This is a genomic window from Corynebacterium sp. AOP36-E1-14 (assembly GCF_052377495.1).
GTDB lineage: Bacteria > Actinomycetota > Actinomycetes > Mycobacteriales > Mycobacteriaceae > Corynebacterium.
On the sequence record NZ_JBQSWV010000009.1, the window covers coordinates 80,359 to 103,177 of the forward strand.

Below are 22,819 nucleotides of genomic sequence, written 5' to 3' on the forward strand. Positions count from 1 at the left end.
CCCGGACTTGTTACTCTCGTGGGTTGTGACCCCAGCTGAACTCGCCTCCATCATTACCGAGACCACCCGCACCGTCCTGACGGAGCATGATCTCGACCCCGCCGTCGTGCCTGACCTGGCCACCGTCGAACGTCCCCGCAACCCGGAGCACGGCGACTACGCCACCAACATCGCGCTGCAGACAGCGAAGAAGGCCGGCACCAACCCCCGTGAACTCGGCACCTGGCTCGCCGAGGCACTCGGGAAGGTCGACGGGGTGGACGAGGCCTCCATCGCCGGCCCCGGTTTCATCAACATCCGGCTCGCCGCCGACGCCCAGGGCAAGCTCGTCGCCGACATCATCACCGCCGGCGACTCCTACGGCACCGGCGACGACTACGCCGAGCAGCGCATCAACCTCGAGTTCGTCTCCGCCAACCCCACCGGCCCCATCCACCTGGGCGGTACCCGCTGGGCGGCCGTCGGCGACTCCCTGGGCCGCATCCTCGCCGCCCGCGGTGCGGCGGTGACCCGCGAGTACTACTTCAACGACCACGGCACCCAGATCGACCGGTTCGCCCGGTCGCTGGTCGCCTCGGCGAAGAACGAGAAGGCCCCCGAGGACGGTTACGGCGGAGAGTACATCGCCGACATCGCCAACCAGGTCATCGAGGCCACCCCGGACTGGGCGGACAACGACGACGCCACCATCCAGGAGATCTTCCGCTCCCAGGGCGTGGAGCTGATGTTCGCGCACATCAAGCGCACCCTCGCCGAGTTCGGCACCGAGTTCGACGTGTACTTCCACGAGAACGCCCTGTTCGAGTCCGGTGCGGTGGACAAGGCCATCGCCACCCTGAAGGACAACGGCAACCTCTACGAGGCCGAGGGCGCCTGGTGGCTGCGGTCCTCCGAGTTCGGTGACGACAAGGACCGGGTGGTCATCAAGTCCGACGGCAACGCCGCCTACATCGCCGGCGACATCGCCTACATCGCCGACAAGATCGACCGCGGGCACAACCTGTGCATCTACATGCTCGGCGCCGACCACCACGGCTACATCGCCCGGCTCAAGGCCGCGGCCTCCGCCCTGGGCTACGACTCCGACCAGGTCGAGGTCCTCATCGGCCAGATGGTCAACCTCGTGCAGGACGGCAAGGCCGTGCGCATGTCCAAGCGCGCCGGCACCGTGATCACCCTCGACGACCTCGTCGAGGCGATCGGTGTGGACGCCGCCCGCTACGCGCTGATCCGCACGTCCGTGGACTCCTCGCTGGACATCGACATGAGCCTGTGGGCCAGCGAGACCAGCGACAACCCGGTCTACTACGTGCAGTACGGCCACGCGCGTCTGTGCTCGCTTCAGCGCAAGGCCGCCTCGTTGGGTGTGGAGATCCCCGAGGACCTCTCCACGCTGGACTTCTCACTGCTCGACCACGAACGCGAGGGTGACCTGATCCGTACGCTGGGCGAGTTCCCGGGTGTGGTCGCCACGGCCGCCGAGCTGCGTGAGCCGCACCGCATCGCCCGGTACGCCGAGCACCTCGCGGGCACCTTCCACCGCTTCTACGACTCGTGCCAGGTCCTGCCGAAGTCGGACGAGCCCAACGGCGCCGACACCGCCGCGATCTTCCTGGCCCGTCTGGCCCTGGCCGACGCCACCCGACGTGTACTCGCCAACGCCCTGGGCCTGCTCGGGGTTTCCGCACCGGAGAGGATGTGACCCGCCACCATGGATCCTGACGTCCACCTGCCCCAGATCCCGCTGCGTAAGCGCACCGAGACCCTCGAGGACTTCAACAAGATTCCCGCGCACGTCTTCCCGATGTCCTCGGGACGCACCGGTGAGGGCGAGCTGGTCATCGCCGGCAACCGCGTCACCGACCTCGCCGAGCGCCACGGCACGGCCCAGTTCGTGATGGACGAGGCCGACTTCCGCGCGCGCTGCCGTCGTCTCGCCGTCGCCTTCGGCGGTGGGGAACGGGTGCACTACGCGTCCAAGGCGTTCCTGTCGCGCACCGTGTGCCGCTGGATCGACGAGGAAGGCCTGGCGCTCGACGTGGCCAGCCACGGCGAGCTCGCCGTGGCCCTGGCCGCCGGTTTCCCGCCGGAGCGCATCACCGTGCACGGCAACAACAAGAACCGCGGGTTCATCACCGCCGCCGTGCGCGCCGGTGTGGAGCTCATCGTGATCGACTCGGTCATCGAGATCGAGCGTGTTGCCGAGATCGCCCGGCAGGAGGGACGTCGCCAGGACGTCCTGGTGCGGGTGAAGCCGGGCGTGCACGCCGACACCCACGAGTTCATCGCCACCAGCCACGAGGACCAGAAGTTCGGCTTCTCGCTGGCCTCCGGCTCGGCCGAGGACGCCTGCATGACCTGCCTGTCCACCGAGGGGCTGCGCCTGCGCGGGCTGCACTGCCACGTCGGCTCGCAGGTCTTCGACGCCGACGGTTTCGCCCTGGCCGCCGACCGCCTGCTGGGACTGTGGGTCCGCCTCGTCAGCGGCGAGTCCACGCACGACGCATCCGAGACCGAAGCGCTCGACGTGCTCGACCTCGGCGGCGGCTACGGCATCCCCTACACCCCCGACCAGGAGGCCCTCGACGTCGAGGCCGTCGCCGGCGACCTGCTCGAGCGGGTCGCGGCGAAGGCCGCGTCCTACGGGGTCGCCGCGCCGGTGGTCAACGTGGAGCCGGGCCGCGCGGTCGTCGGCCCCTCGACCGTCACGCTCTACCGGGTCGGCACCGTCAAGGACGTGCACACCTCCGACGACACCGTGCGCCGCTACATCTCCGTGGACGGTGGCATGAGCGACAACATCCGTCCCGCCCTCTACCAGGCGGAGTACGACTGCCGTCTGGCCAACCGGGAGGCGAGCGGCGAGCTGGTCGCCACCCGCGTGGTCGGCAGCCACTGCGAGTCCGGGGACATCCTGGTCAACGACACCCTCATGCCCGATGACATCGTCCCCGGCGACCTGCTCGCCATCCCGGCGACGGGGGCGTACTGCTACATGATGTCCTCGCGCTACAACATGATGACCCGGCCCCCGGTGGTCGTCGTCTCCGACGGGGAGTCCCGGGAGATGATCCGCCGGGAGACAGTGGAGGACGTCATGGCACTCGAGAATTTCTGATGGTTTATCATCAGGAAAACGAATCTTCACGCGGGGCAACCCCACACGACACAACAACGGGAGAGTAATGGCTGATCAGGCTGACAACAATGCCGCGCCCACCGTCGGCGTAGCGCTGCTGGGCATGGGTACCGTGGGTACCGAGGTGCTCCGCATCCTCGAGGACAACGCGGCGGACTTCACCGCACGCACCGGCGGCCCGATCGAGGTCCGCGGCATCGCGGTCTCCGACCTCTCCAAGCCGCGCCCGGGCGTGCCCTCCGAGCTGCTCACCGACGACGCCTTCGGCCTGGTCGGCCGTGACGACATCGACCTGGTCATCGAGGTCATCGGCGGCATCGACTACCCGCGCACCGTGGTGCTCGCCGCCCTGCGTGCCGGCAAGTCCGTGGTCACGGCGAACAAGGCGCTGGTCGCCGCACACGCCGACGAGCTCTCCGAGGCCGCCGACTCCTCCGGCGCCGACCTGTTCTTCGAGGCCGCCGTCGCCGCCGCCATCCCGGTGGTCGGCCCGCTGCGCCGCTCCCTGGCCGGTGACAAGGTCAACCAGGTCATGGGCATCGTCAACGGCACCACGAACTTCATCCTCGACGCGATGTACAGGCGCGGCGCGTCCTACGACGAGATGCTCGCCGAGGCCACCGCACTGGGCTACGCCGAGGCCGACCCCTCCGCCGACGTCGACGGCTACGACGCGGCGTCCAAGGCCGCCATCCTGGCGTCGCTGGCGTTCCACTCGCCGGTCAGCATCGACGACGTGCACGTCGAGGGCATCCGCTCGATCAGCGTCGACGACATCGCCGCCGCCAAGGCCGCCGACTGCACCATCAAGCTGCTGGGCATCTGCGAGCGCCTCGTCGACGACAACGGCGAGGAGTCGGTCTCCGCGCGCGTGTACCCCGCGCTGATCCCGCTGGACCACCCGCTGTCCAGCGTGAGCGAGTCCTTCAACGCCATCTTCGTCGTCGCCGAGTACGCAGGACGCCTCATGTTCTACGGCAACGGCGCCGGTGGCGCCCCCACCGCCTCCGCGGTGCTCGGCGACGTGGTCGCCGCCGCACGCAACATCGTGCACGGTGGACGTGCGCCCGGCATGTCCACCTACGCCAACCTGCCGGTCGGCGACTTCGGCTCGGTGCGCACCCGCTACCACGTGGACATGGTCGTCGAGGACCGTCCCGGGGTGCTGGCCGAGGTGTCCTCCACCTTCTCCGTGCAGGGCGTCTCGCTGAAGACCGTGCGCCAGGAGGAGGCCGGTGACGACGGGGCACGCCTGGTCGTCATCACCCACCACGCCGCCGAGAGCGACCTGGAGTCCACCGTGGACAACCTCAAGAACCTCGACGCCGTGAAGGCAGTCAACAGCGTGATCCGAATGGAAGGCAACTAATGACCGACAACCGCACCCCGGTGCTCCACCACTGGACCGGCCTGATCAACGAGTACCGCGACTGGATGCCCTTCGCCGCGGACTGGGAGCCGGTCACCCTCAACGAGGGTGGGACCCCGCTGATCCGGGCGAACCACATCTCCGAGGTCACCGGGTGCGACGTGTGGCTGAAGGTCGAGGGTGCCAACCCCACCGGTTCCTTCAAGGACCGCGGCATGACCGTGGCGGTCACCGACGCCGTGCACGCCGGCAAGAAGGTGCTGATGTGCGCCTCCACCGGCAACACCTCGGCCTCGGCCGCGGCCTACGCCGCACGTGCCGGCATCGCCTCCGCCGTGCTGATCCCCGAGGGCAAGATCGCCCAGGGCAAGCTGTCGCAGGCCGTGATGCACGGTGCGAAGATCATCCAGGTGCGCGGCAACTTCGACGACTGCCTCGAGCTCGTGCGCAAGACCACCACCGACTTCCCGGAGATCGCCCTGGTCAACTCGGTCAACCCGATGCGTATCGAGGGCCAGAAGACCGCCGCCTTCGAGATCGTCGACGCCCTGGGCGACGCACCCGACATCCACGCCCTGCCGGTCGGCAACGCCGGCAACATCACCGCCTACTGGAAGGGCTACTCGCAGTACGCCGAGGCAGGTCTGTCCACGAAGCGTCCGGTGATGCTCGGCGTGCAGGCCGCCGGTGCCGCACCCCTGGTCAGCGGTGAACCGGTGCTCGAGCCGGAGACCGTGGCCACCGCCATCCGTATCGGCAACCCGGCGTCCTGGCACCAGGCCGTCGCCGCCAAGGAGGAGTCCGGCGGATCCTTCCGCGCCGCCACCGACGAGAAGATCCTCGAGGCCTACCGCCTGATCGCCGCCCGTGAGGGCGTGTTCGTCGAGCCGGCGTCCGCCTCCTCGGTGGCCGGCCTGCTCGCCGCCCACGCCGAGGGCTCGATCGAGCCGGGCCAGCGCATCGTCTGCACCGTGACCGGTCACGGTCTGAAGGACCCGACGACCGCGCTCAGCGAGATGCCGGAGCCCACCCCGATCGACGTGGACACCAATGCCGTGGCAGAGGCACTGGAACTCGCATGACCGAGCGCACCCTTGCCGCCGGACGTCGGGTGACGGTCACGGTGCCGGCCTCCACGGCGAACCTCGGTCCGGGTTTCGACACCCTGGGCCTGGCCGTGGGCCTGTACGACACCGTCGAGGTGGAGTCCACCGACGCCGGCCTGGACATCTCCGTGCACGGGCAGGGTGAGGGGGAGGTCCCCCTCGACGAGCGTCACCTGGTGGTCCGCGCCCTGCGCTCGGGCCTGCGTGAGGCCGGTGTGGGCGTGGGCGGGCTGCGTATCGTCTGCCACAACAACATCCCGCATTCGCGCGGACTGGGCTCCTCGGCCGCCGCGGCGGTCGCCGGGGTCGCCGCCGCCAGCGCCCTGGCCGGCGGTGAGCACCCCACCGGTGCCCTGGACGACGACACGCTGATCCAGCTGTCCTCCGCGTTCGAGGGCCACCCGGACAACGCCGCGGCCTGCGTGCTCGGCGGGGGAGTGGTGTCCTGGACGAACATCCCCGTGGACGGGCGCAGCGCCCCGGAGTACCACGCCGTGGCCGTGCCGGTGCACCCGGACATCGCGGCGACCGCCCTGGTCCCGGACTTCCACGCCTCCACCGAGGCGGTGCGCCGCGTGCTGCCCAGCGACGTCTCGCACCAGGACGCACGCTTCAACGTGTCCCGGGCGGCACTGCTGCCCCTGGCGCTGAGCTCGCACCCCGATCTGCTGTGGGAGGCCACCCGCGACCGGCTGCACCAGCCGTACCGTGCGGAGGTGCTCCCCGTGACCACCGAGTGGGTCAACCGGCTGCGCAACCTGGGCTTCCCGGCGTTCCTGTCAGGGGCCGGCCCCACGGTGATGGTGCTGTCGACCACCCCGGTCGACCCCGCACTCCTCGACGAGGCCCGTGGCCGCGACATCGGCGTGCTGGAGACCGGTGTGGGACGCCGCGCCAGCGTCGAGGTCCACTAGCCTCGTCCGACCTCTACTGCTCCTCCCCGGCGGGCTTCGGCTCGCCGGGGCCTCGCAGTTTGATCACGTCGAACTCGCCGTCGGTGAGGTGGGCGCGCAGGTCCTTCTTGTCGAACTTGCCGACGGAGGTCTTGTCGATGCGGTCGACGAACGTCCAGTACTCCGGTGCCATCCACCGCGGGACCTTCGTGGCCACCGCGGCCGCCAGTTCCTCGGCGGTCCCGCGTCCACGCTCCACCCCGGGGGTGGTCACCACGACGGCGAGGGGACGCTGCCCCCAGCGTTCGTCCGGCACACCGATGACCGCGGCCTCCGCGACCACGACGGACTCCATGACGATGTTCTCCAGGATCGCCGAGTAGATCCACTCCCCGCCGGAGCGGATGGTGTCGGTCTGGCGGTCGTGCACGGTGAGGTAGCCGTCGCGGGTGATCGTGCCGATGTCGCCGGTCCGTAACCACCCGTCGTCGGTGAAGCGTCCGGCCGCGTCGTCGTTGTCGTCGACGTCGGAGCCACGGAAGACGTGGGCGGCCCCACCCTCGGCGGAGGCGGGCGAGTGGTGGTAGTCCGTGGTCACCCAGTTGCCGCGCACCTGGATCTCGCCGCTGGAGCGGTCGTTGGCCTGCTGCGGGGTGCCGTCCTCGCCGACGACGCGGAACTCCATGCCGATGGGGAAGCGGCCCTGGCTGTCGCGGTAGCGCCGCCGGGCCTCACCGCCGACACCGACGGGTGTGCGGGCGACGGTGCCGACCGGGCCGGTCTCGGTCATGCCCCAGGAGTGGATCATGTCCACGCCGTACCGCTCCTCCCAGGCGTCGATCAAGGCTGGCGGGACTGGGGCGCCTCCCGAGATGATCTCCTGCAGGCTCATCTTCTCCGGCGGGGTGTGCTGGTAGTGGACCACCAGCTGCATCCACACGCTGGGCGCGCCGTGGGCCATGCGGGGCATGGCGTCGGCGATGACGTGCGCCAGGTGGGCGGGTCCGCCGGCGCCGCCGGGGAACACCAGGGGGGTGCCGGCCATGAACGCGGCGATGGGCACGCCCCAGCTCAACACGTGGAAGATCGGTACGGCGCACAGGAAACTGTGCCCGTTGCGGATCCCGAAGGAGTCGGGGGTGCGCAGGTTCATCGCGTGCAGCCACATCGACCGGTGCGAGTAGGCCACGCCCTTCGGCGCACCCGTGGTGCCGGTGGAGTACAGCAGTGCGGCGGGGGACGTCTCGTCGACGTTGGGCCAGTCGTAGCTGGTGGGGTAGCCGTCGAGGAGCTCCTCGTAGCCGAGGACGCGGATGCTGCCGCGTCCGGCGTCGGCGAGCAGGTCGGAGAGTTCCTTGCGCGCGGCGTCGCCGCCGGTGCCGGTGACGACGAGGGTGTGGACGTCGGGGCAGTCGGGCATCACGGGGACGAGGCGCCGGGACGACCGCGGCGAACAGATGATCACTTGGTCACCGGCGTGGTTGATGATGTGCACCAGCTGGTCGGCGACGAGGTTGGAGTTCAACGGCTGCAGCACCGCGCCCATGGAGGTCACCGCGAACAGGGACTCCAGGTGCTCGGTGATGTTCGGCATGAACGTGGCGACACGTTGGCCGGTCTCCACCCCGACGACGTCGGTCAGTGCGTGGGCCAGGGCCGCGGCGCGTCCACCGACCTGGGCGAAGGTGGTGTCCTCGGGGGAGTCCCCGTAGTAGGTGCGCACCGTCGTCGTGCCGTGGACGACGCGTCCGTACTCCAGCACGGAGGCCATTGTCAGGGGGTACTCGTGCATCGTCGACACGGTCAGTGGCGCGGTGCTGGGAGCCGGACCTGATCTGGTGCGTGCGTCCATGTGGTGGGTGGCGTCCATGACCTCAAGGATAGGGGACGCACCGTGCGTCCTGCCGGACGACCTCCGCGCCGGTGCGTGGATTAGCACCACCGGTGTGCCGGGGTGGTACCATCGTCGACGAGAACCGACCACCGCCATCCCGAGGACCCCAGGAATTTACGGGGTCACCGAATCGGTCCGAGACGGTGGGCGGTCATCCGGAGTCACGGAGATCCACGCGGGTACACCGCACCGACATCTCATCCGCCGGGAGTGTTCGTCTGCCCCGGCGCCGGACCAGTTGTCCGCGCGCACCGTGACATCCATTCCACATAAACGACGACTCACTCGAGCACGTCACCTTCCATTGTCCTGCCGCCGTCTGGGACCGGTAACGCCCGTGGGGTGTGCCGGTCCGCGGGGACAGGGACCAGGCCGCGGTCACGACCGCGGGCGGGTGAGCAGGGGGAGGTGAACCGAAAGGACACCTGTGACTTTGCCGGACATCGTCTCCAGGGCACAGAACGACGGGCTTGCCTCCCTGAAACTGGCGGAACTCAAGCAGATCGCGACATCGCAGGGGTTGAAGGGGACCTCCGGGATGCGTAAGGGGGATCTGGTCTCCGCGATCGCCAGCGCCGGGATCGGCGGACAGCGTGGTCCGACTGGCAAGGATGCCAAGGATGCCAAGGACGCCAAGCCGGCGAAGGACAAGAAGGACGCACCACAGACCCAGGAGGCGCCGATGACGCAGCAGGTTCCCGCCGAGAAGGACGCGGCACAGGCCGACAACAACGCGGCGAAGGCCGACAACACCGCGGCGGACGCGAGCGCGGGCGTCGACCAGGGCACGCAGGAGCGTGGCGACCGGAGCGACCGCAACGACCGTAACGACCGCAATGACTCCGACGAGGAGGGTGGCCGTCGTGGTCGCCGCAACCGTCGCAACCGTCGTAACCGGGGCAAGGGCGAGCAGGGCGGTGGCCAGGGGAACCAGGGTGGCAACCAGGGCGGAAACCAGGGGGGCAACCAGCAGAACTCCGACGAGCGCGGCGGTCGCAACCGCAACGACCGGAGCGAGCGTGGCAACCGGGGGAACCGCAACGACCGCAACGACCGGAACGATCGCGGCAACCGCAACAACCAGAACAACCAGAACGACGGCGGCAACGGCGGCGGCAACAACAACGGCGGCAACAACGAGCCTCCGACCCCGGTCGCCGGCATCCTCGACTTCGCCGACGCCAACACCGCCTTCATCCGCACCACCGGCTACCACGCCGGGCCGACGGACGTGTACGTGCCGATCCAGATGGTGCGCAAGTTCGGGATGCGCCACGGTGACGCGATCACCGGCACCATCCGTCCCGGCGCCAAGGCACAGCAGGCCGGTGGCGGCGGCGGACGCAACCGCAACCGTCAGAAGTACACCCCGCTCAACTCCGTCGACACCGTCAACGGACTCGCCCCGGGGCAGGCCGCACAGCGTCCGAAGTTCAACAACCTCACCCCGCTGTACCCCAACCAGCGTCTTCGCCTGGAGACCGAGCCGAAGATCCTGACCACCCGTGTCATCGACCTGATCATGCCGATCGGCAAGGGGCAGCGTGCCCTGATCGTCTCCCCGCCGAAGGCCGGCAAGACCACGATCCTGCAGGACATCGCCAACGCCATCACGGTGAACAACCCCGAGTGCTACCTCATGGTCGTCCTGGTGGACGAGCGTCCCGAGGAAGTCACCGACATGCAGCGCTCCGTGCGCGGTGAGGTCATCGCCTCCACGTTCGACCGTCCGCCGAACGAGCACACCGCCATCGCCGAGCTCGCCATCGAGCGGGCGAAGCGCCTGGTGGAGCAGGGCAAGGACGTCGTGGTGCTGCTTGACTCCATCACCCGTCTGGGCCGTGCGTACAACAACTCCTCGCCGGCGTCGGGCCGCATCCTCTCCGGTGGTGTGGACTCCAACGCCCTGTACCCGCCGAAGCGTTTCCTCGGCGCGGCCCGCAACATCGAGGACGGTGGCTCGCTGACCATCATCGCCACCGCCATGGTCGAGACCGGCTCCGCCGGCGACACCGTGATCTTCGAGGAGTTCAAGGGCACCGGCAACGCGGAGCTGAAGCTGGACCGCAAGATCGCCGAGCGTCGCATGTTCCCCGCGGTGGACGTCAACCCGTCCGGCACGCGCAAGGACGAGCTGCTGCTCGGCCCGGACGAGGCGCGCCTGCTGCACAAGCTGCGCCGCATCCTCTCCGCGCTCGACCCGCAGGCCGCGATCGAGCTGCTGAACAAGCAGCTGCGCAAGTCGAAGACGAACCGCGACTTCATGCTGCAGATCGCCTCGTCCGCACCGCTGGCCGGGGAGGACGACGATGAGTGACTTCGCCGGTTCCCCCTCCAAGGTCGACGACATCCTGTCGGAGTACCAGGGCCTGGAGATGCAGTTGGCCGACCCGGAGCTGCACAACGACGCCGCCGCGGCCCGCCGCGTGGCCAAGCGATTCAGCGAGCTGCAGCCGGTCATCCAGACCTACAACAAGCTCGTGGAGACCCGCGACGACCTCGAGGCCGCCCGCGAGATGGCCTCCGAGGACCCGGACTTCGCCGCCGAGGCCGACCGCCTCGCCGCGGACCTGCCGGGTCTCGAGGAGAAGCTCACCGACCTGCTCGCCCCGCGCGACCCCCACGACAGTGAGGACGTGGTCATGGAGATCAAGTCCGGTGCCGGTGGCGAGGAGGCCGCGCTGTTCGCCGGGGAGCTGGCACGCATGTACCAGCGCTACGGAGAGAAGCACGGCTTCACCTTCGAGGTCCTCGACGTCAACGAGACCGACCTGGGCGGCGTGAAGGACATGACCATGTCCGTGCGCGCCAAGCAGCCAGGCCGCGACGGCGCGTGGAGCGTGTTCAAGTACGAGGGCGGCGTGCACCGGGTGCAGCGTATCCCGGTGACCGAGTCGCAGGGCCGCATCCAGACCTCCGCCGCCGGCGTGCTGGTCTACCCGGAGCCCGACGAGGTCGAGGACGTGGAGATCGACGACAAGGACATCCGCGTCGACGTCTACCGTTCCTCCGGTAAGGGCGGTCAGGGCGTGAACACCACCGACTCGGCGGTGCGCATCACCCACCTGCCCACGGGCATCGTGGTGACGTGTCAGAAGGAACGTTCCCAGATCCAGAACCGTGCGCGCGCCATGCAGGTGCTCGCCGCACGCCTCCAGCAGATGAAGGAGGAGGAGGCGGACGCCGTGGCCGCGGAGGGACGCGCCGCACAGATCCGCACGATGGACCGTTCCGAGCGCATCCGGACCTACAACTTCCCAGAGTCGCGGGTCTCGGACCACCGCATCGGCTACAAGGCGAACAACCTCGACGCCGTCCTCGACGGTGACCTCGACGCGCTCTTCGGCGCGTTGAGCGAGGCGGAGCGTCAGAGCCGGCTCGAGGCGGGGGAGTAGGACCGCGGTGACGCAGGACGCTGCGAGCGTGTCGGCGGCGCTGCGGGACGCCGCCTCGGCGTTGTCCTCGGCCGGGGTGGAGTCAGCCGCACACGATGCGCGCGTGCTCATGGCCGCCGCCCTCACCCGCGAGTCGGGGGTGGACGTCGGCCCGTTGGACCTGGTCATGCGCGGCGGCGACGCCGTCCCGGCGTCCTTCGCCACGATGCTGCAGCGACGCGTTGAGCGCGAACCGCTGCAGTGGATCCTGGGGTACGGGACGGTCGCGGGCATCGACCTGGCGGTCGGCCCGGGGGTGTTCGTCCCGCGTCCCGAGACCGATCTGCTGATCGACTGGGTGGCCGGTGAGGCCCAGCGGCGTGTGGCGCTGCGCGAGGACCCGCTCTTCGCGCGCCTGCTGGAACCCACGTTGACCATCGTCGACCTGTGTTCCGGGCCGGGCACGATCGCCCTGGGGGTGGCCCACGAGCTTGGTACCCGAGGGATAGTAGATGCTGTCGACGCTGTCGACGCCGTCGGCGTCCGTGTCATCGGCCTGGAGATCACCGCGCAGGGCGTGGAACAGGCCCGTGACAACCACCGGACCTGGGTCGCCGAGGGCCACGTGGATCCGCGGATCGCCGTGGAGTTCCACCGGGCGGACGTCGCCACGCCGGAAGACGTCGTGGCGCTGGGACTCGTCGCCTCCGCCGACATCGTGGCGTCCAATCCGCCGTACGTCCCGGAGACCACCGAGGTCTCCCCGGAGGTCGCCCGTGACCCGCACGCCGCGGTCTTCTCCGGGACGGACGGCCTGGAGCTGATGCGCCCACTGGCGGAGGTCATCGACCTCGTCGCCGCCCCGAGTGCGGGCGTGGCCGTCGAACACGACGACTCCACCGGCGCGGACGTCCGTCAGATCCTGGCCGGCGTGGGCGTCACCGAGCTGGAGCAACACCGGGACTTCGCTGGCCGGGACAGGTTCGTCACCGGCCAGGTGCACCGCGATCCCGGCCACCGGCCCACACGGGGCTAGAGTGAACGGGTTAAGGTAAGCAACCAACGACACGAGAGGACGGACGGCGCGGAGCATGGCACAGACCTACGACTGCAACGAGGACGAGGGCAGGCAGAGCGGTGTCGCCGCCGCACTGAGCGCGGTGAAGGCCGGACGTCTGGTGGTCACCCCCACCGACACGGTGTACGGCATCGGTGCCGACGCCTTCGACAACGACGCCGTCGCCGCCCTGCTGCGTGCCAAGCACCGTGGCCCGGACATGCCGGTGCCCGTGCTCATCGGCTCCTGGGACACCGTCGCCGGGCTGGTCCGCGACTACAACGAGACGGTGCGCCTGCTCACCGAGGCCTTCTGGCCCGGCGGGCTGACCATCGTGACCCACCAGGCGCCCAGCCTGCCGTGGAACCTGGGGGACACCCGCGGGACCGTGGCGCTGCGCATGCCGCTGCACCCGCTGGCGATCGAACTGCTCCAGCAGACCGGGCCGATGGCGGTCTCCAGCGCGAACATCTCCGGTAGTCCGGCCGCACTCACCGCCGCCGAGGCACGCGGGCAGCTCGGCGACTCGGTGTCGGTCTACCTCGACGCCGGGGAGGCGTCCATCGGTACGGCCTCCACGATCGTTGACCTGTCCGGTCACCGTCCGCGCATCCTGCGCGACGGTGCCATCAGCGCCGACCGGGTCGGCGAGGTGCTGGGCGTGTCTGCCGAGGCCCTGCTCGCCGACGACTCCGCCCGGGGCAACTGAGGATGGAGCTGTCCGCGGCGTCCTGGTCCGGGGTGGGTGTGCCGTTCCGTGAGCTGGCGCTGATCCTGCTCGTGGGCCTGGTCACCACGTACCTGACCACCGGTGTGATCCGCATGATCATGATCCGGTTCGGACGCATGACCGCCCCGCGCTCCCGCGACGTGCACACGGTGCCGACCCCGCGGCTCGGCGGGGTGGCGATGTTCACCGGCTTCGTTGTCGCCGTGCTGGTGGCCAACCAGCTGCCCGCGTTGAACCGTGGGTTCCCCCCGGTGACCCCGGACATGGTGGCTGTCGTCGCCGCCGCCTTCGTGATCGTGATCGTGGGGGTGGTCGACGACCTCTTCGACATCTCCTGGGTGCTCAAGCTCGGCGGCCAGGTTGCCGGCTCCGTGGCGATGAGCCTGGCCGGTTTGTCGTGGTACCTGATCTACTCGCCGTTCGGCGACGGCACCACGTTGATCCTCGATCAGGTCCAGTCCACGATCTTGACGGCTCTGCTGACGGTGGCCATCATCAACGCGATGAACTTCGTGGACGGATTGGACGGTCTCGCCGCCGGCCTGGGCGCGATCGCCGCGGCGACGCTGCTGATCTACTCCCTGACGATCCTGCACGACCAGGGCGGCACGGTCAGCGCCTATCCGCCGGCGATGATCTCGGCCGGCCTGCTGGGCGTGTGCCTGGGGTTCCTGCCGCACAACTTCTCGCCGGCGCGGATATTCATGGGGGACTCCGGGTCCATGCTGATCGGGCTGCTGCTGGCCGCGGCGAGCGTCTCGGCGTCGGGTCGGATCAACATGGCGCTCTACGGCCCCGCGGACTTCCTGGCGTTGATGACCCCGGTGCTGGTGGTGATCGCCGCGCTGTTCATCCCGATGCTGGACCTGCTGATGGCGGTCGTCCGCCGGTTGAAGGCGGGCAAGAGCCCCTTCGCCCCGGACAAGCAGCACCTGCACCACCGGCTCCTGCGACTGGGTCACTCCCAGAAGCAGGTCGTGCTGGTGCTCTACACGTGGGTCGGCGTGGTCGCCCTCGGGGCCGTGGGGTCCACGGTGCTCCCGTTGCCGATCGCGGCGATCGTCTTCGGGGTGGCGATCCTGCTGGCGACGGCGTTCACGGCCGTGCCGCTGTGGCGGGGGCGTGGGGACGCCTCCGGTGACGGTGCCGGCGGGAGCAAGGCCGTCGCGACCGGGTAGGTCGTCGCCGTGGGGGACAGCTAGGCTGTACCCCGTGAATGAGCAGAACAACGAGCAGACGACCGACCCCGCCGACCTCCCGGAGATCAACGAGTCGGACGGGGACATGGCAGACCACCGGCGCCCGTTGCTGAACGCGGCGCGGTCGGGGGCGATCGGCCTCCTGGTGATCACGGTGATCTCCCTGGCGCTGTGGGGCAACTTCCGCGGCCTCGAGGGGTTGTGGGGGGTGCTCCTCGGCGCGGCGATCGGCGGTGGTTTCGTGCTGGCGACCGTGGCGGTGGTGCTGTTGACCTCCAACACCTCGCCGCAGACCACGATGATCATCACGTTGGGTTCCTGGCTGATCAAGATCGTCGTCGTCCTGTGTGTGCTCCTGGTGCTGCGTGACATGGACTTCTTCGACCACACCGCCATGGGGGTCACCGTGATCGCCTCGCTCGTGGTCGCACTGGGGGCGGAGACCATCGGCATCATTCGGACGAATGTGACGAACGTGTGACACGGGGGTGGATCCGTGCAGGGTGGGGCATAGTCTGGTCCGCTTCGGGGGATCGGGGGGAGTTGGTTCGCGCACCTGCGCGGACTGCTGGTAATATCTCCCGCGGGTAATCAGGTAGGCGGACCCACGTGCTCACGCGTGCCCGCGAGCAATCCTGGTATATCACCCCCGGTACCGTGCGGATGTGCGACGGAGTCCACGGTTCCGGGAACTCCTGACATCCTCCATCGCACCGCCTGACCCACAATCACGCGGCCCAAACCACGGGAGAGAACGCTGAGCGTTACAACCTTGGCCATGAAGGGCGAATTCCACGCGCCTTCTATGGAGCATGAATTCTTCCCGGGGGAAGTGGATCCCAGCCAGCTCTGGTTCAGCGACTTCGCGAACGGCATCTTCGCAGTAGACCGCCTGATGGTCATCCGTCTTCTGATGATCGTCATCCTGGCGGCCTTTTTTCTGTATGCCTTCCGCAAGCCGAAGCTGATCCCGAGGGGTGCGCAGAACGTTGCAGAGTATGCGGTCGACTTCGTCCGCATCCACATCGCCGAGGAGATCCTGGGGAAGAAGGAGGGGCGTCGGTTCCTGCCGATCATCGCCACCATCTTCTTCGTGGTTCTCATCGGTAACCTGCCTGCAGTCATTCCTGCACTGAACATCTCCGCCAACGCCAGGGTCGGCATGCCGATCGTGCTGGCGGCGGTGGCGTACATCGCCATGATCTACGCAGGTGCCAAGCGTTACGGTTTCGGCAAGTTCGTGAAGTCCTCCGTGGTCATCCCGAACCTGCCGCCGTTGCTGCACGTGCTGGTCGTCCCGATCGAGTTCTTCTCCACCTTCGTCCTGCGGCCGGTCACCCTGACCATCCGTCTCATGGCGAACATGCTGGCCGGCCACATTGTTCTCGTGCTGCTGTTCGGCGCCACGAACTTCTTCTTCTGGCAGCTCAACGGCTGGACGCTGTTGGCCGGAGGAACGCTCGTCGCCGCACTGGCATTCACCTTGTTCGAGATGCTGATCATCTTCCTGCAGGCCTACATCTTCAGCCTGCTGACGGCGGTCTACATCGAGCAGTCGCTGCACGCGGACGAGCACTGACCCCCGACATCCACACATAATATTTCCGCCTCGCCAACCGGGACCACGACCGTGGACCAGGGCGGGGCACCACGAAAGGGAATGGAATCCTAATGAACGACCTGCTGCTCCTCGCCCAGGACACCACCACCAAGTTCGAGGGTCTCGGCACCATCGGCTACGGCCTCGCCGCCATCGGCCCCGGTGTCGGTATCGGTATCCTGGTCGGCAAGACCGCAGAGGCAATGGCTCGTCAGCCCGAGATGGCCGGCCAGCTGCGCACCACCATGTTCCTGGGTATCGCCTTCACCGAGGCCCTGGCCCTCATCGGCCTGGTCGCCGGCTTCCTGTTCTAGTGTGCGGCGTCCCGCCCGCGGGACTCTGTGACAAGACCTTCACACTCAAGAGCGAAAGCTGGAGACTATGACGAACTACCTCATTCTGGCAGCCGACGAGCTGCCTTTGGAGGAGCAGATCAACCCTCTGCTCCCCAAGTCGTATGACATCGTCTGGTCCCTTGTCAGCTTCATCATCATCTTCGTGATCTTCTGGAAGTTCGTTCTTCCCAAGGTCAAGCAGGTCATGGCTGACCGCACCGACCAGATCGAGGGTGGCATCGCACGTGCCGAGCAGGCACAGGACGAGGCCAAGGCCGCGCTGGAGAAGTACAACGCCCAGCTGGCCGAGGCACGCACCGAAGCCTCCCAGATTCGTGACGACGCCCGCTCCCAGGGTCAGAAGATCATCGCTGACATGAAGACGCAGGCGACCGACGAATCCAACCGCATCATCGAGTCCGGCAACAAGCAGCTGCTCGCGCAGCGCGAGTCCGTCGTCTCCGATCTGCGTAAGGAGATGGGGGAGAACTCCATCAACCTCGCCGAGCGTCTGCTGGGCGAGCAGCTCTCGGACGACGTCAAGCGTTCCGGTACGATCGACTCCTTCCTCGCTGATCTCGACAGCGTCGGATCGGGGAAGTGAGGCCCGTGCACGCAGCGAGCAGAACAACCCTGGACCAGCTGACTGAGTCGCTGGACGGTGCACTGTCCGGTGCAACCGACACCGCCGCAGCCGGTGCTGCGACCGGTTCCGAGCTGTTCGAGGTCGCAGACCTCCTGGACAGCGACCGGTCACTGCGCACGGCGCTGGTGGACCAGACTGTTCCGGCCGACCGTCGCGCCGCACTGGCCGACGGGCTGCTGGCGGACAAGGTCTCCACGACTACCCGCGAGACTGTCTCGCAGGTCGTCACGGGCACCTGGTCCAACACCCGGGACCTGCGCCACGGGCTGGTCGAGCTGGGCCGCCGTGCCCTGCTGCGTGCAGCCCATGAGCAGGGTCAGAGCGAGAAGGTCGCCACGGAGCTCTTCGACATTGCCCGTCTCCTCGAGCGGGAGCCGGAACTGGAGATGCTCCTGGCCGACCGTCTGGCGTCCGGAGAACGACGTCGGGAACTGCTGGCGAAGGTCCTCTACGGCCACGTCAGCGCCATCGCCGAAGCCCTCGCGCTTCAGGTGATCGGCCGTCCCGTCGCGCGTCCGGTCGAGGACCTTGACGCACTGTGCGACTTCGCAGCCGGACTGGACGGACGCCGGGTAGCCCGCGTCCGTTCCGCCTCGGCTCTGTCGGAGGCACAGGAGCAGGCACTGGGTCAGAAGCTGGAGAAGATCTACGGTTCCGCGATGTCCGTCCATTCCGAGGTTGACACCAGCCTCCTCGGTGGTGCGGTCATCCGGGTCGGCGACGAAGTGATCGACGGTAGCACGGCTGGAAAGCTGGAGCGCATGCGTCGGGCCTTCGCCTAGGCCGCCCCGGATCGAACCTCGATCGACAAGATAATTCACGTAATGCTGGAAGACGATACCGAGAGCAGGAAGAACATGGCGGAGCTTACGATCTCCTCCGATGAGATCCGTAGCGCGATTGCGAACTACACCTCAAGCACTTCCGCGGAGGCCTCCCGTGAGGAGGTCGGCGTGGTTACGATGGCAGCGGACGGCATTGCCCAGGTTTCGGGCATGCCCTCCGTGATGACCAACGAGCTGCTTGAGTTCCCGGGCGGTCTCATCGGAGTCGCGCAGAACCTCGAGACCGATTCGATCGGTGTTGTGGTGCTGGGTAACTACGAGTCGCTGAAGGAAGGCGACGAAGTCAAGCGGACCGGCGATGTCCTGTCCGTCCCGGTGGGGGAGAACTTCCTCGGCCGGGTCATCAACCCCCTGGGTCAGCCCATCGACGGCCGCGGTGACATCGAGTCCACCGAGACCCGCGCCCTGGAGCTGCAGGCACCGTCGGTGCTGCAGCGCCAGCCGGTGCACGAGCCGATGCAGACCGGCATCAAGGCCATCGACGCGATGACCCCGATCGGCCGTGGCCAGCGTCAGCTGATCATCGGCGACCGCAAGACGGGTAAGACCTCCGTCTGCATCGACACCATCCTGAACCAGCGTGAGAACTGGGAGTCCGGGGATCCGACGAAGCAGGTGCGTTGCATCTACGTCGCGATCGGCCAGAAGGGCTCCACCATCGCCGCGCTGCGTCAGACCCTCGAGGACGAGGGTGCCCTGGACTACACGACCATCGTGGCAGCCCCGGCATCCGACTCCGCCGGCTTCAAGTGGCTCGCGCCGTTCGCCGGTGCCGCCCTGGGTCAGCAGTGGATGTACGAGGGCAAGCACGTCCTCATCATCTTCGACGACCTGACCAAGCAGGCCGAGGCCTACCGCGCGATCTCCCTGCTGCTGCGCCGCCCGCCGGGCCGCGAGGCATACCCGGGCGACGTCTTCTACCTGCACTCCCGTCTGCTGGAGCGTGCGGCGAAGCTGTCCGACGAGGAGGGCGCCGGCTCGATGACGGCACTGCCGATCATCGAGACCAAGGCCAACGACGTGGGTGCGTTCATTCCCACCAACGTCATCTCCATCACCGACGGCCAGGTCTTCCTGGAGTCCGACCTGTTCAACCAGGGCGTCCGGCCGGCCATCAACGTCGGTGTGTCCGTCTCCCGTGTCGGTGGCGACGCACAGACTAAGGGCATGAAGAAGGTCGCCGGTAACCTGCGACTGGACCTCGCCGCCTACCGTGACCTGGAGGCCTTCGCGGCCTTCGCGTCCGACCTGGACGAGTTCTCCAAGGCCCAGCTGGAGCGCGGCGAGCGTCTCGTCGAGCTGCTGAAGCAGAAGGAGACCCAGCCCCAGGCCGTCGAGGATCAGATGGTCTCCATCTTCCTCGCCGGTGAGGGTGAGTTCGACACGGTCCCCGTCGTCGACGTGCGCCGCTTCGAGTCGGAGCTGTGGGAGTACCTGCACGCCAACAACGCCGACGTCTACGAGCAGATCAACGGTGGCAAGCCGCTGTCGGACGACTCCAAGAAGGCACTGGTCGCCGCGACCGGCGACTTCAAGCGTGGCTTCCAGTCCACGGACGGCACCCCGGTCATCAACGAGCCGGAGGCCCAGGCCCTGGCTGACGAGGATCTCGACCAGTCGCAGATCAGCGTCTCCCGCAAGAAGTAGCGCGGGGAACTAAAACGATGACTGCACAGACCGAGTACACAGAAGAAGGGAGGCAGCAGCGATGGCAACACTTCGCGAACTGAGGGGACGGATCAAGTCCGTCAACTCGACGAAGAAGATCACGAAGGCCCAGGAGCTCATCGCGACCTCCAAGATCACCAAGGCGCAGGCTCGCGTGAGCGATTCCCAGCCGTACGCCGACGAGATCACTCGGGTCATCCAGCGTCTCGCATCCGCGTCCTCACTGGACCACCCGATGCTCGACGTCGAGGCCGAGGCCAAGCGCGCCGCTATCCTCGTCATCACGAGTGACCGTGGCATGTGCGGTGGATACAACCACAATGTGCTGAAGAAGACCGCCGAGCTGCGCAAGCGGCTCGAGGGCGAGGGCAAGGACGTCGTCCTGTACATCGCCGGCTCCAAGGGAGTCACCTTCTACAGCTTCCGTGGTGACGACTTCGCCGGTTCATGGACCGGGTTCTCCCAGGACCCGGACTACGCCGCGACGCACGACCTCCGCCGCCACCTCATCGACGGCTTCACCGCCGGCGACGAGGGCAGCGTGCACTGGCGCGACGGGCTGAACGTCCCGGAAGGCACCGAGCTGACCGGCTTCGGCGAGCTCCACGTGGTCTACACGCGGTTCGAGTCGATGCTCACCCAGACGCCGCGTGCCATCCGCATGCTGCCGATCGAGACCCAGCAGGACGACGAACCGCTGCAGACCGGGGACGACATGCTCTCCAATGCCAGCGACGACGTCAGCGCCGAGGTCGAATTCGAGCCGGATGCGGACACGCTCCTGACGGCACTGCTGCCGCAGTACGTCTCCCGGAGCATCTTCGCCCTGATGCTGGAAGCCGCCGCTAGTGAGTCCGCTGCCCGCCGTACCGCAATGTCCGCTGCGACGGACAACGCCACCGCGCTGGTCAACGACCTCTCCCGGGTCGCCAACCAGCTGCGTCAGGCAAAGATCACCCAGGAAATCTCAGAGATCGTCGGTGGCGTCAACGCGCTCGCCGACAGCGGAGAAAGTGACTAACTATGACTACAGCTACTGAGGTGCAGCGCGACAGCGCTGCATCGACTGCTGCCGGTCGCGTGGTCCGAGTCATCGGACCTGTCGTCGACGTGGAGTTCCCGCGTGGCGCTATGCCGGCACTGTACAACGCACTCGAGGTGGAGGTGACTCTGGAGTCGGTGGCCAAGACCATCGTCCTGGAGGTCGCCCAGCACCTCGGTGACAACATCATCCGTGGTGTCTCCATGGCCCCGACCGACGGACTCGTCCGTGGCGCCGAGGTCATCGACACCGGCCGTCCGATCTCCGTGCCCGTGGGCGACGTCGTCAAGGGCCACGTGTTCAACGCCCTCGGTGACTGCCTCGACGAGCCCGGCCTCGGCCGTGACGGCGAGCAGTGGGGCATCCACCGTGAGGCCCCGAACTTCGACCAGCTCGAAGGCCGCACGGAGCTCATGGAGACCGGCATCAAGGTCATCGACCTGCTGACCCCGTACGTCAAGGGCGGCAAGATCGGCCTGTTCGGCGGCGCCGGTGTGGGTAAGACGGTGCTCATCCAGGAGATGATCACCCGTATCGCCCGCGAGTTCTCCGGTACCTCCGTGTTCGCCGGCGTCGGCGAGCGCACCCGTGAGGGCACCGACCTCCGTCTGGAAATGGAGGAGATGGGCGTCCTCCAGGACACCGCCCTCGTCTTCGGCCAGATGGACGAGCCCCCGGGAGTCCGTATGCGCGTGGCGCTGTCCGGTCTGACCATGGCGGAGTACTTCCGCGATGTCCAGAACCAGGACGTGCTGCTGTTCATCGACAACATCTTCCGTTTCACCCAGGCCGGTTCCGAGGTCTCCACGCTGCTGGGCCGTATGCCCTCCGCCGTGGGTTACCAGCCGACCCTGGCCGACGAGATGGGTGTGCTCCAGGAGCGAATCACCTCGACCAAGGGCCGTTCGATCACGTCTCTGCAGGCCGTCTACGTGCCTGCCGACGACTACACCGACCCGGCACCGGCGACGACCTTCGCCCACCTGGATGCGACGACCGAGCTCAACCGTGCCATCGCCTCGAAGGGTATCTACCCCGCGGTGGACCCGCTGACCTCGACCTCGCGCATCCTGGAGCCCGGCATCGTCGGCGAGCGCCACTACGCGGTCGCCCAGCGTGTGATCGGTGTTCTGCAGAAGAACAAGGAACTGCAGGACATCATCGCCATCCTGGGTATGGACGAGCTGTCCGAAGAGGACAAGATCACCGTCCAGCGTGCCCGTCGTATCGAGCGCTTCCTGGGTCAGAACTTCTTCGTCGCGCAGAAGTTCACCGACATCCCCGGCTCCTTCGTGCCCCTCGAGGACACGATCGACGCCTTCGAGCGCATCTGCGACGGCGAGTTCGACGCCTACCCGGAGCAGTGCTTCGACGGTCTGGGTGGACTCGACGACGTCGAGGCCGCCTACAAGAAGCTCACCGAGAAGTAAGGGGTCACGCACATGGCTGAGATTGCCGCTGAACTGGTGGCCGTGGAGCGGATGCTGTGGTCGGGTAAGGCCACCTCCGTCACCGCACAGACCACCGAGGGCGAGATCGGCGTGCTCCCCGGTCACGAGCCGCTGCTCGGCCAGTTGGTCGACAACGGTGTCGTGGTCATCCGGACCACCGAGGGTGAGACCTTCGTCGCCGCGGTACAGGGCGGTTTCCTGTCCGTGTCCACGTCGAAGATCACCATCCTCGCCGACTCCGCGCTGTGGGCCCACGAGGTCGACACCGCCGAGGCCGAGGCGCGCGTCCGCGACGCCTCGACCGACGAGGAGCGAGAGCTGGCGCAGTCCGAACTTCGCGCCGTGAAGCGTCTGCAGGAGAGCTGACAGCCGCTCCAGCCTGCCGCCGGGCCGGCCACCTCTTCACCGAGGTGGCCGGCCCGGTTTTCGTCGTGCGTGCACCTGCGCGCCCGGACCGGCGGCTCGGCTTGC

At 67.8% G+C, this 22,819-nt stretch carries 20 protein-coding genes; 19 read left to right on the forward strand and 1 reads right to left on the reverse strand.

Features of this window, described 5'->3' with window-relative positions:
* The first annotated feature begins 25 nt into the window (after nucleotides 1-25).
* From argS to thrB, 5 genes are all read left to right on the forward strand, one after another.
* On the forward strand, nucleotides 26-1,702 hold the full coding sequence (gene argS, locus ACT3TD_RS06165; protein WP_301441824.1) for an arginine--tRNA ligase: 1,677 nt from the start codon (nucleotides 26-28) through the stop codon (nucleotides 1,700-1,702).
* Between the two features lie 9 nt (nucleotides 1,703-1,711).
* Nucleotides 1,712-3,118, forward strand: a complete 1,407-nt coding sequence (gene lysA, locus ACT3TD_RS06170) for a diaminopimelate decarboxylase (RefSeq protein ID WP_444614937.1) — start codon at nucleotides 1,712-1,714, stop codon at nucleotides 3,116-3,118.
* A 67-nt stretch (nucleotides 3,119-3,185) separates the two neighbouring features.
* Nucleotides 3,186-4,508, forward strand: a complete 1,323-nt coding sequence (locus ACT3TD_RS06175) for a homoserine dehydrogenase (protein WP_441579674.1) — start codon at nucleotides 3,186-3,188, stop codon at nucleotides 4,506-4,508.
* Entirely contained in the window at nucleotides 4,508-5,590 is a 1,083-nt protein-coding gene (thrC, locus tag ACT3TD_RS06180; RefSeq protein WP_301441827.1) for a threonine synthase, read from the forward strand. Before ACT3TD_RS06175 ends, thrC begins: the two co-directional genes overlap by 1 nt.
* Nucleotides 5,587-6,528: a homoserine kinase gene (gene thrB / locus ACT3TD_RS06185; RefSeq protein ID WP_301441828.1), complete on the forward strand. Its 942-nt coding sequence runs from the start codon at nucleotides 5,587-5,589 to the stop codon at nucleotides 6,526-6,528. Before thrC ends, thrB begins: the two co-directional genes overlap by 4 nt.
* A gap of 13 nt (nucleotides 6,529-6,541) precedes the next feature.
* Here thrB and ACT3TD_RS06190 read toward each other — a convergent pair whose 3' ends face one another.
* Entirely contained in the window at nucleotides 6,542-8,359 is a 1,818-nt protein-coding gene (locus ACT3TD_RS06190) for a long-chain fatty-acid--CoA ligase (RefSeq protein WP_301441834.1), read from the reverse strand.
* A gap of 469 nt (nucleotides 8,360-8,828) precedes the next feature.
* On the opposite strand from ACT3TD_RS06190, the gene rho reads away from it, so the two are divergent.
* From rho to ACT3TD_RS06260, 14 genes are all read left to right on the forward strand, one after another.
* On the forward strand, nucleotides 8,829-10,718 hold the full coding sequence (rho, locus tag ACT3TD_RS06195; RefSeq protein WP_444614936.1) for a transcription termination factor Rho: 1,890 nt from the start codon (nucleotides 8,829-8,831) through the stop codon (nucleotides 10,716-10,718).
* Entirely contained in the window at nucleotides 10,711-11,796 is a 1,086-nt protein-coding gene (gene prfA, locus ACT3TD_RS06200) for a peptide chain release factor 1 (protein ID WP_301441830.1), read from the forward strand. The genes rho and prfA overlap by 8 nt, the downstream gene beginning before the upstream one ends.
* Before the next feature lie 7 nt (nucleotides 11,797-11,803).
* Nucleotides 11,804-12,811 (forward strand): N5-glutamine methyltransferase family protein, encoded by a 1,008-nt coding sequence (locus ACT3TD_RS06205; RefSeq protein ID WP_301441831.1) that lies wholly within the window; start codon nucleotides 11,804-11,806, stop codon nucleotides 12,809-12,811.
* 55 nt (nucleotides 12,812-12,866) lie between these two features.
* Complete coding sequence (locus ACT3TD_RS06210) at nucleotides 12,867-13,541, forward strand: L-threonylcarbamoyladenylate synthase (RefSeq protein ID WP_301441832.1); 675 nt, start codon at nucleotides 12,867-12,869, stop codon at nucleotides 13,539-13,541.
* A 2-nt stretch (nucleotides 13,542-13,543) separates the two neighbouring features.
* Nucleotides 13,544-14,740, forward strand: a complete 1,197-nt coding sequence (locus tag ACT3TD_RS06215) for an MraY family glycosyltransferase (RefSeq protein ID WP_301441833.1) — start codon at nucleotides 13,544-13,546, stop codon at nucleotides 14,738-14,740.
* A 34-nt stretch (nucleotides 14,741-14,774) separates the two neighbouring features.
* Entirely contained in the window at nucleotides 14,775-15,242 is a 468-nt protein-coding gene (locus ACT3TD_RS06220) for a hypothetical protein (RefSeq protein ID WP_441579540.1), read from the forward strand.
* Nucleotides 15,243-15,539: 297 nt separating this feature from the next.
* The gene (gene atpB / locus ACT3TD_RS06225) at nucleotides 15,540-16,340 is read left to right on the forward strand and encodes a F0F1 ATP synthase subunit A (RefSeq protein WP_301443192.1); all 801 of its coding nucleotides are present in this window, start codon (nucleotides 15,540-15,542) and stop codon (nucleotides 16,338-16,340) included.
* A gap of 92 nt (nucleotides 16,341-16,432) precedes the next feature.
* Nucleotides 16,433-16,675: an ATP synthase F0 subunit C gene (locus ACT3TD_RS06230; RefSeq protein ID WP_038547733.1), complete on the forward strand. Its 243-nt coding sequence runs from the start codon at nucleotides 16,433-16,435 to the stop codon at nucleotides 16,673-16,675.
* A 67-nt stretch (nucleotides 16,676-16,742) separates the two neighbouring features.
* The gene (locus ACT3TD_RS06235) at nucleotides 16,743-17,300 is read left to right on the forward strand and encodes a F0F1 ATP synthase subunit B (RefSeq protein ID WP_444637975.1); all 558 of its coding nucleotides are present in this window, start codon (nucleotides 16,743-16,745) and stop codon (nucleotides 17,298-17,300) included.
* A gap of 5 nt (nucleotides 17,301-17,305) precedes the next feature.
* Complete coding sequence (locus ACT3TD_RS06240) at nucleotides 17,306-18,124, forward strand: F0F1 ATP synthase subunit delta (protein WP_301443190.1); 819 nt, start codon at nucleotides 17,306-17,308, stop codon at nucleotides 18,122-18,124.
* Nucleotides 18,125-18,199: 75 nt separating this feature from the next.
* Nucleotides 18,200-19,834, forward strand: a complete 1,635-nt coding sequence (atpA, locus tag ACT3TD_RS06245) for a F0F1 ATP synthase subunit alpha (protein ID WP_301443193.1) — start codon at nucleotides 18,200-18,202, stop codon at nucleotides 19,832-19,834.
* A gap of 61 nt (nucleotides 19,835-19,895) precedes the next feature.
* On the forward strand, nucleotides 19,896-20,876 hold the full coding sequence (locus ACT3TD_RS06250) for a F0F1 ATP synthase subunit gamma (RefSeq protein WP_301443189.1): 981 nt from the start codon (nucleotides 19,896-19,898) through the stop codon (nucleotides 20,874-20,876).
* A gap of 2 nt (nucleotides 20,877-20,878) precedes the next feature.
* Nucleotides 20,879-22,327: a F0F1 ATP synthase subunit beta gene (gene atpD, locus ACT3TD_RS06255; RefSeq protein WP_301443188.1), complete on the forward strand. Its 1,449-nt coding sequence runs from the start codon at nucleotides 20,879-20,881 to the stop codon at nucleotides 22,325-22,327.
* Nucleotides 22,328-22,339: 12 nt separating this feature from the next.
* Complete coding sequence (locus ACT3TD_RS06260; RefSeq protein ID WP_301443187.1) at nucleotides 22,340-22,714, forward strand: F0F1 ATP synthase subunit epsilon; 375 nt, start codon at nucleotides 22,340-22,342, stop codon at nucleotides 22,712-22,714.
* The last annotated feature ends 105 nt before the right edge of the window (nucleotides 22,715-22,819 follow it).